Annotated in this window: 11 protein-coding genes and 2 pseudogenes; 6 read left to right on the top strand and 7 right to left on the bottom strand. The window is 60.4% G+C overall.

Translation table 11 applies throughout. The features are described from left to right. Positions 1 to 197: 197 nt before the first annotated feature. The 7 genes from NKI70_RS26415 to NKI70_RS26385 form a co-directional block, all read right to left on the bottom strand. Positions 198 to 1,262: an ABC transporter ATP-binding protein gene (locus tag NKI70_RS26415; RefSeq protein WP_352508357.1), complete on the bottom strand. Its 1,065-nt coding sequence runs from the start codon at positions 1,260 to 1,262 to the stop codon at positions 198 to 200. Further along, a complete protein-coding gene (locus tag NKI70_RS26410) occupies positions 1,255 to 2,925 on the bottom strand; it encodes an ABC transporter permease (RefSeq protein ID WP_352693728.1) in 1,671 nt (556 codons plus the stop codon). Before NKI70_RS26410 ends, NKI70_RS26415 begins: the two co-directional genes overlap by 8 nt. 120 nt (positions 2,926 to 3,045) lie before the next feature. Then, positions 3,046 to 4,149, bottom strand: coding sequence for an ABC transporter substrate-binding protein (locus NKI70_RS26405; protein ID WP_352577940.1), 1,104 nt, complete (start codon positions 4,147 to 4,149; stop codon positions 3,046 to 3,048). A 210-nt stretch (positions 4,150 to 4,359) separates the two neighbouring features. Beyond that, on the bottom strand, positions 4,360 to 5,463 hold the full coding sequence (locus NKI70_RS26400; protein WP_352577941.1) for an ABC transporter substrate-binding protein: 1,104 nt from the start codon (positions 5,461 to 5,463) through the stop codon (positions 4,360 to 4,362). Then, complete coding sequence (locus tag NKI70_RS26395) at positions 5,460 to 6,866, bottom strand: sensor histidine kinase (protein ID WP_352725344.1); 1,407 nt, start codon at positions 6,864 to 6,866, stop codon at positions 5,460 to 5,462. Before NKI70_RS26395 ends, NKI70_RS26400 begins: the two co-directional genes overlap by 4 nt. Beyond that, complete coding sequence (locus NKI70_RS26390; RefSeq protein WP_023722098.1) at positions 6,853 to 7,527, bottom strand: response regulator transcription factor; 675 nt, start codon at positions 7,525 to 7,527, stop codon at positions 6,853 to 6,855. Before NKI70_RS26390 ends, NKI70_RS26395 begins: the two co-directional genes overlap by 14 nt. A gap of 31 nt (positions 7,528 to 7,558) precedes the next feature. Beyond that, the gene (locus NKI70_RS26385; RefSeq protein ID WP_352693732.1) at positions 7,559 to 7,900 is read right to left on the bottom strand and encodes a hypothetical protein; all 342 of its coding nucleotides are present in this window, start codon (positions 7,898 to 7,900) and stop codon (positions 7,559 to 7,561) included. Between the two features lie 44 nt (positions 7,901 to 7,944). On the opposite strand from NKI70_RS26385, the gene NKI70_RS26380 reads away from it, so the two are divergent. From NKI70_RS26380 to NKI70_RS26360, 6 genes and pseudogenes are all read left to right on the top strand, one after another. After that, the gene (locus tag NKI70_RS26380) at positions 7,945 to 9,309 is read left to right on the top strand and encodes a hemolysin family protein (protein WP_352693734.1); all 1,365 of its coding nucleotides are present in this window, start codon (positions 7,945 to 7,947) and stop codon (positions 9,307 to 9,309) included. Between the two features lie 555 nt (positions 9,310 to 9,864). Further along, positions 9,865 to 10,062 (top strand): annotated as a pseudogene (locus tag NKI70_RS26375) (transposase); the annotation flags it as partial. 135 nt (positions 10,063 to 10,197) lie between these two features. After that, entirely contained in the window at positions 10,198 to 12,099 is a 1,902-nt protein-coding gene (locus NKI70_RS26370; RefSeq protein WP_352725342.1) for a heavy metal translocating P-type ATPase, read from the top strand. 331 nt (positions 12,100 to 12,430) lie between these two features. After that, entirely contained in the window at positions 12,431 to 12,862 is a 432-nt protein-coding gene (locus NKI70_RS26365; protein WP_502898937.1) for a recombinase family protein, read from the top strand. Next, positions 12,856 to 12,960 (top strand): hypothetical protein, encoded by a 105-nt coding sequence (locus tag NKI70_RS34065; RefSeq protein WP_502898936.1) that lies wholly within the window; start codon positions 12,856 to 12,858, stop codon positions 12,958 to 12,960. The genes NKI70_RS26365 and NKI70_RS34065 overlap by 7 nt, the downstream gene beginning before the upstream one ends. A 345-nt stretch (positions 12,961 to 13,305) precedes the next feature. After that, positions 13,306 to 14,659, top strand: a pseudogene (locus tag NKI70_RS26360) (IS1182 family transposase). Positions 14,660 to 14,828: the final 169 nt, after the last annotated feature.

Genomic DNA, 14,828 nt, shown 5'->3' with positions numbered 1-14,828 from the left:
CGCTTTTGCCCCGCCTCATGCTCACGCAGGACCGCGATGATCAGCTCTTGCGTAAACCGCATTCTCTTCATCAGTCCGCCCTTCAATCGAGGCCGGACTTTAATCTCAGATGGAGGAAATTACCGATGGCAGGTCAGCCGCTCGAGGATGTTTATGCCGGTTGGCAAGAATGATCCTCTTCGTAGTGAAGCCGAAGTTCATTCCGCCGCGAAGACCATCAGATCCTCGAACGGGAACTCGACATAGTATTGGCCGGACGGAAGGGCGTCCCGGGAATAGGTCCGGATTGTCAGGTCATTGCTTTCGAAAATGACTTCATGCCGATCGCCAAGGAAAAGGCTCTCGACGCAGGTCATGGCGATACGTCCAGGCCCGTCCTCCCCGGACCACGTCACCCGCTCAAGCCGGACGAGTGCGGTGACTTTGGCGCCGACGGTCAGCTCCTGCTGGGCGCTGCCCACAAGATGGATGCCGTTGGCGACAATTTCCGCACGGTTGCCGTTGATGGCGGTGACCACGCCGTCAAGGCGATTGCTGGCACCCATGAACTCTGCTGCAAACAGGCTCTTCGGCTTGTTGTAGATTTGCTTGGGCGTTCCGTCCTGTTCGATCTGGCCGCCGTTGAGCAGCAGGATGCGGTCGGCGAGCGCCATCGCTTCCACCTGATCATGGGTGACGCACAGCGCCGATAGCCCGAGATTGGTGATGAGGCGGCGCAGCCAGATCCGCGCTTCTTCGCGTAGCTTGGCGTCTAGATTGGACAGCGGCTCATCGAGCAGAATCACGTTCGGCTCATAGACCAGCGCACGGGCCAGCGCCACGCGCTGCTGCTGTCCGCCGGAGAGCTGATGCGGATAGCGCTCGCCCAGTTTGCCGAGGCCGATGCTGTCCAAAGCCTTCTGGACGCGGCTCGCAACATCTGCCTGGGACACTTTGCGCAGCTTCAGGGGATAACCCACATTCTCGGACACCGTCCGATGTGGCCACAGCGCATAGGACTGGAATACCAGCCCGAGACCGCGCGTTTCCGGCGCCAGATTGATGTTCTGCCCGGCATCGAAAAGCGGCTTGTCACCGAGCAGTATCTTGCCGCTGTTGGGTGTCTCCAGACCGGCGACCGCTCGCAAGAGCGTCGTCTTGCCGGACCCGGACGCGCCGAGCAAGGCGACGATCTGACCCGGTTCGACCGAAAAGGACACACCTTTCAGGATCTCGAGGGTGCCGTAACTGAGGCGCAGGCCGTCTATGATGATATCAGTCATTGAGGCGGACTCCAAAGCGCATTGCGAGGGCAAGACCGGTCACGATGATGACGGTGTTGATGACGGCGAGAGCGGAAACCAGATCGATCGCGCCGGTGCCCCAAAGGGAAACCATGAGCGAGCCGATCACTTCGGTTCCCGGTCCGAGCAGATAGACGCCCGTCGAATATTCACGGGCGAAGATCAGGAAGATCAACAGCCAGGCTGAGAACATGCCGCCGCGGATGAGCGGCAGCGTGATGTCCCTGGCGACCCGGCCCTCGCTGGCGCCAACTGACCGGCCGGCTTCCTCGAGCTCCTTGCCGATCTGCAGGAGCGTTCCGGAAATCAGCCGCATGCCATAGGCGAACCACACAATGGTATAGGCGAGCCATACCGAGATCATCGTGGCACGCAGGGGTGCGATCGGCTTGAAGAAGAGAAATATCCACAGCATGGCAAGGCCAGCCACAATGCCCGGCATCGCCCGCGGTATCATGGCCACGTAATCGACGACTTTGGTCAGGGGTGCGTTCGAGCGGTGACCGGCGAGTGCCACGGCAGTATAGGCCGCGATCGAAGCCGCGCCGCCGACCACCGCGACGCCGACCGTGTTGAGAATGGCGCTGATGACATTCGGATAGTCAGCGAGATCGCGATAGTGATCCAACGTCAGCACCTGGAAGATATTCACCCCGACGCCCCAGCTTGTCACCAGTGAACGAATTGCGACGCCGCCCACCGGTATGATCACGGTGGCCGCGAACCAGGCCACCACAAGCGCGAAGGCCGGCCAGCGAAGAGCGCCCAGCCGGATGGGGTTGTGCCGACTGCCCTTGCCTTTGACAGACACATAGCGGCTGGCGTTGCGCAGCATGTAGCGCTGCAGCACCACCAGCGGCAGCGCGATCATGATGATCGCCACCACCACTACGGCCATCAACTGGTAGGAAGGAACACCGAGCTTGTTGGTGAGCTTGTAGAGATAGGTGGCGAGAACCAGCACGCCTTCCGGATCGCCAAGCACCAGCGGCAGGCCGAAAAGTTCGAAACCGAGGAAGAACACCAGAACCGCCGCATAGAGCACCACCGGCATCACCATGGGCAGCGACACACTGGCGGCGACGCGCCAAGGGCCAGCGCCGGCGGTGCGTGCCGCCTCTTCGAGGTCGGCGCCAACGTTGCGGAGCGCCGCCGATGCATAGAGATAGACATGTGGGACATGGGTGAGCCCGGCAATGATCGCGATCGATGTCACCGAATAGACATTCCAGGGCACGTAGCCGATCATCGACTTGACCGCCAGCGAGACGAAGCCGACTGGTCCCAGTGTCATCACATAGCCGAAGGCCAGCACCACCGCCGACATGAAAACCGGGATCAGGATGATCGGCTCCAGCCAGCGCTTGCCCGGCACGTCGGTGCGCACGATGATGAACGCCAGCAGGATTCCCACCGGAACTGCGATCACCGTCATGCCCACCGCGAGCTTGAGCGAAGTCGTCAGCGCTAGCCAGAAATCCGCGTCCGCGAGGATGAAGCTGTAGGCGTTCAGCGACAGATGCGCGGTTTTCTGGAAGAAAGGCGCGGACAGAAAACTCTGATAAATGATCAGGGTGACCGGTGCCAGCACCACCAGGATGGCGAGGAGGTTGGTGCTGATACGAAAGACACGGAAGGGCATGATCGCCTCGAACAAAGCCGGGGGCCGTCCGCTAGCAAGAGCGCAAGCGCGCCGTTCCGATGATTCTTAATAGCAAGAAGGGTGAGAGAGCCGACTGTGGAGGCACTCCCGATCAAGCGATTACTCGCCCTTCATGGCCTTCTGCCACTCGTTGAGGAACGCCAGCCGTGTCGTCTCGTCGAGACCTTCGAGCAGCTTGTCGTCGAGCGCGATCGGGTGAACGTTTTCACCGGCGGCGGCCTTTATGGACGCCAGCGTGGTTGCCCCTTCAACGTCATCACGAACGGCATAGAGCTTGATGTCGTCGGCGATCAGCTTCTGCGCGCGCGCCGACAGCAGATAGTCCACGAATAGCTTCGCAGCATTGGGATCCTGGGCTTCCGCCGGAATGACGGTGGCGCGGGTGGTCACCAGGACATAGTCCTTCGGGATTATCACACCGAGGTTCTCGTCCTTGGCCTGCTTGGCGAGGCCATATGAGCCGAAGATGCCATAAGCGATGGAATGTTCGCCAGACGTGACCTTCTCGATCATCGAGCCGGCGGAGCTGTAGAGCTTGATATGGGCCTTGCCAAAAGCCTTGTTAAGCGCCCAGGAATCGGTCCAGTTCTTGGCGTCCTGGTTGTAGAAATAGAAGCCGACACCGGATTTTTCCGGATCGTAGGACGCGATCTTGCCATCATATTCTGCGGTCTTCCCGGTCATCAGCTTGAGAAGATCGGCGTGGGTTGCGGGAACATCGCCTTCAGGCACGAGACGCTTGTTGTAGACGAAAGTCACCGGGTCGGCGGTGGTACCATAGACCATGTCCTTGTAGGACGCCCAGGCCGGAAGGTGGGCCGCCTCCACGGATTTGTATTCCTGCGCATAGCCGTCTGAGGCAAGTTTGATCTGCAGATCCGGAGCCGAAGACCATGCGACATCTGCCGTGCCTTGGCCCGAAGCGGTTTCGGCAATGACGCGATTGTAGAGTTCGGTGGAATTGAGGTCGGAATATTCGACGGCGATGCCGGGGAATGCTGCTTCGAAGTCCCTGAGCAAGGGCTGGACCAGCGCCGCATCGGTCGTCGAATAGATGCTGAGGTGTCCTTCCGCGGTGGCGGCGGCCACCAGATCCTTGTAGTTGTCCGGATACCCGGCGGGGATCTCGGCAGCGGCGGCAAGCGTCACAAAAGCGGCTGACAGCGAAAACGCGGCCATCATCGTCGCAAGACGATTTTTCATTACGGTCTCCTCCAAGTTCGCCTAAATCGTACCTCCTCCAGGCACAAAAGGCGAGTATCATCCTGACCTGTCACCAACCTGTCACGGCGATGTCGAGGTTTGCTCAGCCGACTAGGCCCGATGGGTCGTGATCAGATTGTCGACGACAGCGGGATCGGCCACATCGACGTATTGCCGAATTGTTGAAATCTTGGAGCGGCATCCTACGCGTCACGGCCGCTGGCCCTGCGCATCGATCATGGACTTGCTCCAATCCTCGATGAAGCGGCGGCGCAACGCCTCGTCCTGTACGGCAAGTAACGCAGGGCCGATGCGTATGGCGCGCGCGATACCAGACTCCCCAAGTTTTTCCGGGCCGTCCGCTCCCTCAGGCAATTGCCCGTTCTCGGCAAAGAAGAAGGCGCTATCCCTGGCAACCTTCTGTCCCCGGGCTGACAGAAGGTAGTCGAGAAATCGTTTGGCAACGCCCATATTCGGCGCCGTCTTCGGAATGAGCGCGCCACGACTGAGTATCAGCGCATAGTCCCGCGGGACAACGACCCTCAAATCGGAATTGCCCCTGGCCGCTGCGTAGGCATATGACCCGATCATATTGTAGCCTATATATAGGCTCCCGTTTGCAACGTCCTGAAGGGTCTCCGCGGTGCAACAACGCACCACAGTTTCCGCTCGGCTCATGCTTTCCAGAAGCCGACCGTAGACCGCCGTCGTCTGCCGCGCATCACTGAACGCCAATAGGTAGCCGATGCCCGAAAGTCGGATGTCGAACGTTCCGACCCGTCCGCGATAAAAATCGATCCGCCGCCTGAGAAGATCGGCGAGTTCGATGTGGGTGCGCGGTACGTCGCCGGACGGCACGAGGCGGGCGTTATAGACGAAGACGGCCGGTTCGTAGGTAAAGCCGAATACCTCGTCGCGCCAGTTTGCCCAATTGGCGACATGCGCGGTTTCGGCCGACACGTGCGGCGCCGCGCAGCCGTCATTGGCGAGCTTCACGAGTTGGTCGACCGACGGAGACAACAAGATGTCGCCCAGCACCGCGTCCGTCCGACAGGCTTCACTGGCACTCCTTTGCAAGTCGTTGGTGACATATTCAACATACTCGACTGCCACGTTGGGGAAAACGGACTGAAAATCCCGGATCAGTGGTTCCATAGCCGCCAGATCGGTCGCGGCGTGGATCGACAGTCGGTCCTTCTCCGGCTGAGACGAAGGCAAAAATGCGCTGCTTCCTTCAGCAGCTCTTGCCGCGTGACCGATGCATAGGAGGACGGCAGCCATCAAACCGAATGTCGGCAATGTTCCCGTTATCATCCGGTCTTCTCCGTGGCGATGGGCAACGTCAAGGTGACGGTGAACCCTTGCGTGCCCTTCCCGCCATCCTTGCTTGTCTCGCGAAAGGTCAGCGCGCCACCGTGAGCCGCCGCAACCTCCGACGCGATGGCGAAACCAAGACCTGCGCTGCCGTCATGAGATTTGGACGTTTCGAAGCGCTGCGTGACCCGCTCCCACTCGCCCGGCGGAATGCCCCGTCCGTCATCTTCGACCTCGAGATGGGCACGCGTACCGTCGCTGCGTACTCTGACCTCAAGGCGCGACACCACTCCATGGCGCAAGGCATTGTCGATGATATTGACGATCGCTTCGCGAAGGCTGACGGCGTCCGCAAGCACGACCGGCTCGTCGTCAGGCGCCTCGAAGGAGACGATAATGTCCGGATCGATAGTTATCGGAACCGCCGCACGGAAAGCGCGCCGTGCGACATCTGCCAGACCGTGCGGCTGAAGCTGCACGGAATCGGCACGATGGATGACCATGGCGTGGCTGAGCAACTGGTTGGTCAGGCGCGCAAGTTCGCTGGCGCGCTGCTGTACGCGATCGAGATGCTGGCGGCTCGACTTGTCCAGCTTGGCTTGACTCAACAGATCGAGCTGCGCCGTTAGCGCTGTCAGCGGCGTTCTGATCTGGTGCGCCGCGTCGGCGATGAAGCGCTGCAGGAGTTTTACGCGCTCGTCGAGCCGACTCATGAAATAATTGATGGAAGTAACGAAGGGCCGCAATTCTCTCGGTACGACGACCGTTACCGGCGTCAGGTCTTGTGGATCGCGACGGCGGAGCGTCGCTCCGAGATGCTTGACCGGTTGCAGAGAATAGCGAATAGCAATCATCGCTCCAGCTAAAGCCAATATGCTCATGATCGCCAGGAGGACGGTCGCCCTGAGAGTCAATTCACCCGCGAGCGCGCGGCGGGCTTCCGTGGTCTGCCCAACGATGACATGCGCCCAACCGGATACGGCTGGATCGGACAGTGCGCGCGCCACCACCGCAATCCGAACCGGTTCGCCGCGATAATGCGCCGATTCCAATACCGGGACATCGTGTATTGCGGCCAGATCAACTTCTGTTTGCAGATCGGCATAACCTGTCAGCGTCGCGCCGGAAGGGCCGATCACGCGATAGAAGATGCGATCGCGGCTGGCGAGGCCCAGGAGTTCAAAAGCTGATACCGGCAGGTTGATGATGAGCGAACCGGATTCAACCGTAAGGCTGTCTGCCATCTGGATGGCCGCACCAAGCAGAAGCCGGTCATAGGCGTCATCGGCGGCGGTACGTGCGTAGTACGACGCCGCACTCACCAGAAGAGCCGCGCCCAGGCCCAGCACCAGCGAGATGCGGACCGCCAGGCGCGTGAAAAGGGAAGGCTCAGCCGGTATCATCGGAAGCCAGCTGATATCCCACGCCCCGCACGGTAACGATCTGCGCCTTGGCGCCTTCCAGCTTCTTGCGCAGCCGCCCGACATAAAGTTCGATCGCGTTCTGATTGGCCGGCTCGTCAAACCCGAAAAGCTGATCGATAAGTTCATCTTTGCTGAAGACGCGGCCTGGCCGCGACGCCAGTATCTCAAGCAACGTCATCTCGCGTCGTTTCAATTGCACCTCGCGCCTGCCTACTCGCACTGAGCGGCTGCCGCGGTCGAGCACGACATCGCCACACTGTACGATGTTGGTCGCCTCGCCGCTTTTCCGCCGGAGCAGAACACGGGCGCGCGCTTCCAATTCCCGGAAATCGAACGGTTTGACCAGATAGTCGTCGGCGCCGAGATCAAGCGCGCCAACGCGGTCCTCTATCTCGGAACGGGCCGTCAACATCAGAACCGGGGTCGTATTCCTTGCCTGCCGGAGCCGTCGAACGATTTCGAACCCGTCGAGGCTGGGCAGCATGACGTCGAGGATGACGAGATCGTAGCAGGTGAAATCGAGGATTTCTGCGGCAGCACGGCCGTCCGTCTCCCAATCGACTGCGTGGCCGATCGTTTCGAAGCGGCGGCTGATAGCCTCGCCAACGTCGCGCGTGTCTTCGACGAGGAGAATTCGCATGCCGGAGCATTTGCACGGAAGCAGCCCCCTATCAAGCGTCACCTCTTTGCGGAGAGGCGCTTGACATCATCTGCAGATCACGCGTTGGCTTCAGCCCTGTTACCGTCAGCAGTTCAAGCTGTCCAATCATTTGAGCTTTGTCGACGGGCTGCGTGATGCCGTCTGCCTTCATGTTGATCTGCGCATCCACGCCAAGAACGGGGCGCGTCGGTACATGACCCGCGCTGCAAGCCACGGCTGGACCACGCATTTTGCCGCATTCAACGTATTCGACCGCACCGTGATCAGTCGCTAGTAGATGCACCACCATCGCCATCAGGGGATTATGTTTCTGGCGATCGTGATGCTGATAGCGATTGCGCAATGCCATCATTTGCGCTTCAGAGACGTATCCAATTGCGTCATTAAGAGGATATCATGCCGACAGGCGATGGCAGTTTGAGCGACATTCTTGGAATCCTGTCGGTTCTCCTACTCGTGGCCGCAAACGGCTTCTTTGTCGCCGCCGAGTTTTCCCTGGTCGCCGTGCGCCGAAGCCGAGTTGCCGAACTCGCTGCGGCTGGGCGGCTGAACGCGGCAGCGCTTCAGCGGGCCGTCGACAATCTCGATGCCAATCTGGCGGCGACCCAGCTCGGCATCACCATTTCATCGCTGGCACTCGGCTGGATCGGCGAACCTGCTCTCGCGCATCTCGTCGAGCCTCTCTTGATCGGGCTGCTCGGGTCGTTGGCGACTGCGGGCTCACACACTGTCGCCGTCGCGATCGCTTTCATCATCATCACCGCGCTTCACATCGTGCTTGGCGAGCTCGCACCAAAGAGTCTGGCGCTCCAGCGCAGCGAAGACACTGCGCTCTGGGTCGTGCGTCCGCTCGGTCTGTTTCTCTTTCTGCTCAGGCCGGCGATTCTAATGCTGAATGGTCTCGGCAACCTCGTTCTGCGACTCTGCGGCCTGCGCCCGGGAACCGGTGAGGATTCATTGCACTCGCCAGACGAGCTGAAGCTTCTGATCTCGGCCAGTCAGGAAGGCGGGCTGTTGCAGCAGGCGCAGCGGGAGATGGTCGAGCGGGTCTTCAATATCGGCGAGCGCCGCATCAGTGACATCATGACGCCTCGGCCGGATATCGACTGGATCGACGTGAATGATGACCGAACCGAGATTCTTCGTACGATCCGCGATTGCCGCCATGAGCAGCTCCTTGTTGGCAAGGGCGGTATCGATGAACTGCTCGGCATGGTTCTGAAGAAGGACATGCTCGACCAGGTTCTTGACGGGCAGGTTCTCGATCCGATGGCGATCATCCGTGAGCCGCTCGTCGTTCATGAATCAACGCCGATTTTCAAAGTGCTGGAGCAGTTCAGGAAGGCGCCCGTCCGCATAGCAATGGTCCTCGACGAGTACGGAAGTCTGGAAGGAATTGTTACCCAGACCGATTTGCTCGAAGCCATCGCCGGCGACCTGCCCAACATCGAAGGCGAAGAGCCGGATGTCGTCGAGCGTGAAGACGGCTCCCTTCTCGTGGATGGTATGATGTCGGCCCAGGACGCGTTCGATCGCCTTGGTTTTCGAGCACGGCCAACTGAAGGCGACTTCCATACGATCGCAGGATTTGCCCTGTTTCGACTGGGGCATCTGCCTGAGGTCGGGGAACATTTTGAGTATGGCGGCTGGCACTTCAAGATCGTGGACATGGATGGCCGGCGGATCGACAAACTGCTCGCACGAAGGAACTCTCCCACGGGGCGGCAAGAAACATCGGAGGTAGATGGGCTCAGAACATAGGCCAATGAATATGCCGCCATGGCCTCGTCGAGGTCGCCGGTGCCCGCGAACCAACTGTATCCTGCGTGATCCAACGTGACTGATCTGATGCACCATCACCCGGTCGACGAAAGGCGAAAGCACCCGCACCACCCCCATGGCGTTGCCGGTCACCTCGACAACGACCTCGTCCGTCCTGTTCAAGCTGCGGCCAAATCCCTCCAGTCCGGAGCGGGTCATGTCGGCGTCCGTGATGGCGCAGCCGGCCATCTTCGCAGAACACCACTTCCCCAAAGGTGCGGTGGATAGCCATTCCAATTACACGTCATGCCCCCTCTCTCCTTGAACAATCGGGAGCCGGCGGGCGACGCGACACCTACGGATCCGCGCTCTCGGCGCAACCGGGCAGGTCGCAGGGGCGGCCAGCTACTAACGCGAGCTCGCAGCTTATCGAATACATCGGCCTGCCCGCACTTGGCGTGCTCCCGGTGCCGCTGTCCCGGATGGTCACACATGCGCTGAAAATCTCGCATCTCCAGCGGGGGATCAGATGGCACCGTCATGATCATACCGGTTACCAACCCGATCGAGCGCCTCAACGGCGAGGTCAAGCGGCGCACCGAGGTCATCGGCACCTTCCCAAATGATGACGCCATCGTCCGTCTGGTTGGCGCGATCCTGCTCGAGCAGAACGATGAATGGGCCGTGCAGCGGGCGAGATACATTACGCTGGAAACCATCAGCCAAATGAGCGATGATCCGCTCATCAGCCTGCTGTGGCGCGCTGATCATTCCCGGCCCATGCCGGAAGCTGCGGCGACCAAGCCGTCAACTACACCACTCCCTGGGACACGATCCTGATGCGCTCACGCTTCAAGCCAAGACCGCAATCCAGATAGCGAGCCAATCATGAAATCCGAGACAGCAGCCACCGAAAGCGTTGAGCCGGCGGCTGAGGCTGTTCCATCGGGTTGGCGAGTGTTGATGACACGCGAACGTTGGACCGAAGTCGCTCGCATTATATTTACCGGCCTGATGGCCTTTCTGTACTGGCAACAGCTGATTCCCATTCAAGCTTTGTGGGGGGCGGTTGCCATCGGCTTGTATCCGCTTGTCAAAACCGGCGCCGTTGACCTCGTAAAAGAGCGCAAGATCGGTACCGAGATATTCGTCACCATCGCTACGGTGGTAGCGCTGATCGGAGGCGAGACCGTCGCCGGCGCGGTCCTCATGGTGATCATTCTGATCGCAGAGTTCATTGCCGATGTGAATATGGATCGTGCGCGAGCCTCGATCAAAGACCTGATCGGCTCGGTGCCCCAGGTGGCACTTGTGCGGGACCCAGGTGGCGAACGCATGGTCACGATCGAGAATTTGCGCGCGGGCGACGTTGTCTTGGTGCGGGCCGGCGAGAAGATCCCGGTCGATGGCACCGTCGTCGGTGGAGCGGCTTCGGTCAACGAAGCATCGATCACTGGAGAGAGCATTCCCAAGGACAAGAGCGACGGCGCCGATGTCTTTGCCGGAACCTTCGTCGAATCCGGCGCCCTGGACATCGCGACCGAGAAGGTTGGTGCCGACACCACCTTTGCCCGCATCATCAGTCTGGTCGAGAATGCCGAAGCGGAACAGGCACCCGTCCAGAAACTGGCGGATAAGGTCGCGTCATGGCTGATCCCGGTCGTGCTGATCTTCCTCGTTGCGGTTTATCTTTATACCCGCGACGTTCGGATGATCGTCACTCTGCTGATTTTCACATCGCCTGCCGAACTCGGATTGGCGACTCCTCTGGTGATTATCGCAGCCATTGCGCGAGCCGCACGCAGTGGAATTCTGGTCAAGGGGGGCGTCTATCTGGAGTCTTTGGCCAAGGTCGACGTCCTGGTGTTCGACAAGACAGGCACCCTGACGGCGAACAAGCCCGAGGTTGTCGGCGTGGAGATGCAGGACGGCACGCTTTCGGAAGCTGATCTGCTCAGCCTTGCCGCCGCCGCCGATCGGCGGTCCGCTCACCCCTTGGCGAAAGCGGTCGTCAACTATGCCGCCCGGATGAAAATCGATGTCCCGGAACCGGAGCAGTACGAGCAGTTGCAGGCGCGCGGTGTGAAGGCGACGGTCTCCGGACGCACCGTGCTGGTCGGGAATGCATCGTTGCTGCGCGAGGCCGGCGTGCCGCTTTCCGATGCGATCGAAAAGGGCGGACAGACGCCGGTTCACGTCGCGGTCGATGGGAAATTCGCGGGCGTGATTCTGATTGCCGACACATTGCGACCAGGTGCGCGCGAAGCGCTGGCAAAGCTCCGTGCGACCGGGGTCAAGCGCATGGTGATGGTGACGGGTGACAATGAGGCCACAGCGCGGACCATCGCCAAGGAACTCGGCGTGGATGAAGTGCGTGCCAATCTGATGCCGCAGGACAAGGTCGCCGCCATCGCCGAACTGCAAAAGCAGGGCCATCGCGTGGCGATGGTCGGCGACGGGATCAACGACGCGCCGGCGCTGGCACGCGCCGATGTCGGCATTGCGATGGGCGGCGGCGGCACGCAGGCGGCACTGGAAGCCGCCGACATTGCATTGATGAAGGATGATCTGGCAAAAATTGTCAGCGCGCGCGCAATTGCTCGACGTGCTTACCGGACAATTCAGGAAAATATTTTTGTCGGTGTCGGTGTTGTGCACGTTTTGGGCATTACCGCAGCGCTGATGGGCTGGATCGGTCCTATCCAGGCAGCGATTTTGCACTTGGGGCCAGATGTCCTGGTGTTCCTGAATTCGGCAAAACTGCTGCGCGTTCGAATCCAAGATGTTTAGCGCATCTCTTTGGAGCCTAAGGCGCTTGCAGTTCTTTGGACGACAAACGCGTCCAATTCGCATCGTCCACGAAACCGGGCAACCGCAACCAGAGTACGCTTACTGCTGTGGCGCTGGTGGCGGTGTGCCCCCAAACCACCCAGCCGCATACCCGATCACAAACAGCACCACGATCACGGCTGCCACACCGTACCAGAGGCGCCTGTCCGTGAAATTCATCGTTACCTCCAAATATCGCGCTGCGCCTGACGACCCAGCGATTTCTTCGATCCTTTGGTCGTCGTTTTCGTGACGAGCGACTCATCTGATCCCCTGACAGAGTAGGCCAAGTATGGCTTCCAGAGAAGCGCGTAGGCCTGTCTGCGGTGCCAAAGCCGCCGGCTGCAAGCGGCTCGCGGAGGAGCGAGCATCAGGAGGACGCTGGGTTCGACCCGAGCTCCATCGGCTTCTTGGCGAAGAAGGCGATATCGTGGTTGTCCGGAAACTAGACCGACTGATGCGGTCACTCAAGGACCTGCTCCTTATCCTTGAGAAGATCGAGGCCGCCGGCGCCGGGTTCTGCTCACTGACCGAGGCAATCGGCACGACCACGACGGCAGGCCGCATGATGATGCGGATGCTCGGTTCCTTCGCCGAATTCGAGCGAGCCATCGTACGGGAACGCACCATGGCGGGGCTTCAAGCGGCCAAGAGCGCGGGCGAAAAGGTGGTCGTCGCCCAAAACTCACGTCCGATCAGCGCTCCGAAATCATCGGCATGCTGAATGATGGTCCACCCGCCGCCGAGATTGCTCGCATCTTCCGAGTTCATAAGGCCACTGTGAGACGTATCGGCGCTCAGACGAAAATGAATGTTCGCTGATTGTGGGTCCAATTGGACCGCTTTCGCAGCGACGTACGCACCGGCCCTCCTCGGACGCGTACCCCCGGCCTGCAGTTATTGGTATTGTACCAGATGCCTACGTGGTTGGTTCGGCGGAACACATCCTGGAGCAAAAGAATTCGAACCGAACTAGCCAAAGCGGTCATTCGATTCGTCCGATCGGATGACTGCTACTGGCGCACGTGGTCGGTTGGTGCGTTCAGACATCAGATTGCCTGATGAGGCTCGGGAAGGTCCGGCCGGGGTGGATAGTGTTGAAAAAGTCCGGGTTGCAGCAGCCCTGAAGCACTGATTCAATCTTCGTCGTAAGAGGAGATTGAGTCGATGATGGGCGAGCAAAGTGTGATGCAGGAGGAGCTGTTCTACGGCTTCAGCCTGGAGCGGCATGTGCCGGCGGATCACCTGCTCAGAGCGATCGACCACTTCGTCGACCTGTCCGCCATCCGCCAGCATCTGGCGCCCTTCTACAGCCCGATCGGCCGTCCCTCGATCGACCCTGAGCTGCTGATCCGCATGCTGATCGTCGGCTATTGCTTCGGCATCCGCTCGGAGCGCCGGCTGTGCGAGGAGGTACATCTGAACCTGGCCTATCGGTGGTTCTGCCGGCTTGGCCTCGAGGGTGATGTGCCTGACCACTCAACCTTCTCCAAGACCCGCCACGGCCGCTTCCGCGATGCCGACCTGCTGCGCGAACTGTTCGAGACCGTCGTCCGGCGCTGCATAGCTGAAGGGCTCGTCGGCGGCGAAGGCTTTGCGGTCGATGCCAGCATGATCGTCGCCGACGCCCATCGTCAGCGCGGGATCGAAACGGCCGAGGACCTCGATCCCAAAGCCAAGCGGGCCGTGGCTGAGTATCTCGCCACTCTGGATGACGCCGCCTTCGGGGCCGCCACGCCGGTGGAGCCCAAGTTCGTCTCCCCTGTTGATCCCGCCGCGCGCTGGACTGCCGCTTGGGGTGGCCCAGCCGTCTATGCCTATTGCACGAACTATTTGATCGACGTGGAGCACGCCATCATCGTGGACGTGGAGCCCTCGACCGCGGTGCGCCAAGCCGAGGTGACGGCCGCCAAGACTATGATCGAGCGGGCGCACGACGAGCTCGGCCTCTGGCCGGAGCGGCTGATTGCCGACACCGGCTACGGCTCGGCCGAAATGCTGAACTGGTTGGTGCATGAGCGTGGGATCGAGCCGCATATCCCGGTCTTCGACAAGTCTAGGCGCAAGGATAGCACCTTCTCGCGCGACGACAGATACATACATCTGTCCTGGCGGGAAGACGCTCAGGCAGCGCCAGAAGACCTATCGGATGCCACACCCTCTCGTCGACGAGAATGGCATGATGCGCTATCGCGCCAGCAAGCTGGATTGCGACGCCTGTGCCCTGAAGCCCAGCTGTTGCCCGAAGGAGCCGGCGCGCAAGGTGCTGCGCTCGATCTATGAGGGCGCGCGCGACATGGCCCGCGACATCGCAAAGACAGACGCCTACCAGACCTCACGCTATCAGCGGAAGAAGGTGGAGATGCTGTTCGCGCACCTCAAGCGCATCCTGAAGCTCGATCGATTGCGATTGCGCGGCCCCTGTGGTGCCCGCGATGAGTTCCACCTTGCAGCCATCGCCCAGAACCTCAGGAAATTGGCCAAGATTTGCACCCTCGGAACAAACGTCCGAGCCACTTAAGGCGAGGAGGTCGCGTCGACCTTAATCAAGACGCTTCGGTGCGAGTGGATCGACGGCTTCATCGCCGACTTCTTCAACACTATCGGTGGAAAACCGCCGTTCAGCGCCCTATGCGAGCACGAAATTCGGCAGTCGAATTGGTGCGTGGAAACGGTGCGGAAGGCAACTG

Source organism: Mesorhizobium sp. M0500 (assembly GCF_040321165.1).
Taxonomy (GTDB): domain Bacteria; phylum Pseudomonadota; class Alphaproteobacteria; order Rhizobiales; family Rhizobiaceae; genus Mesorhizobium.
Note: the sequence above shows the minus strand (reverse complement) of the source record. Positions and strands in the feature narration are given on the sequence as shown.

Coding starts and splice junctions, on each gene's coding strand:
- NKI70_RS34065 (WP_502898936.1), top strand. CDS start 12,856: ATGCTGAATGATGGTCCACCCGCCGCCGAGATTGCTCGCATCTTCCGA.
- NKI70_RS26395 (WP_352725344.1), bottom strand. CDS start 6,866: ATGATACCGGCTGAGCCTTCCCTTTTCACGCGCCTGGCGGTCCGCATC.
- NKI70_RS26415 (WP_352508357.1), bottom strand. CDS start 1,262: ATGACTGATATCATCATAGACGGCCTGCGCCTCAGTTACGGCACCCTC.
- NKI70_RS26410 (WP_352693728.1), bottom strand. CDS start 2,925: ATGCCCTTCCGTGTCTTTCGTATCAGCACCAACCTCCTCGCCATCCTG.
- NKI70_RS26385 (WP_352693732.1), bottom strand. CDS start 7,900: ATGATGGCATTGCGCAATCGCTATCAGCATCACGATCGCCAGAAACAT.
- NKI70_RS26380 (WP_352693734.1), top strand. CDS start 7,945: ATGCCGACAGGCGATGGCAGTTTGAGCGACATTCTTGGAATCCTGTCG.
- NKI70_RS26370 (WP_352725342.1), top strand. CDS start 10,198: ATGAAATCCGAGACAGCAGCCACCGAAAGCGTTGAGCCGGCGGCTGAG.
- NKI70_RS26405 (WP_352577940.1), bottom strand. CDS start 4,149: ATGAAAAATCGTCTTGCGACGATGATGGCCGCGTTTTCGCTGTCAGCC.
- NKI70_RS26390 (WP_023722098.1), bottom strand. CDS start 7,527: ATGCGAATTCTCCTCGTCGAAGACACGCGCGACGTTGGCGAGGCTATC.
- NKI70_RS26365 (WP_502898937.1), top strand. CDS start 12,431: ATGGCTTCCAGAGAAGCGCGTAGGCCTGTCTGCGGTGCCAAAGCCGCC.
- NKI70_RS26400 (WP_352577941.1), bottom strand. CDS start 5,463: ATGATAACGGGAACATTGCCGACATTCGGTTTGATGGCTGCCGTCCTC.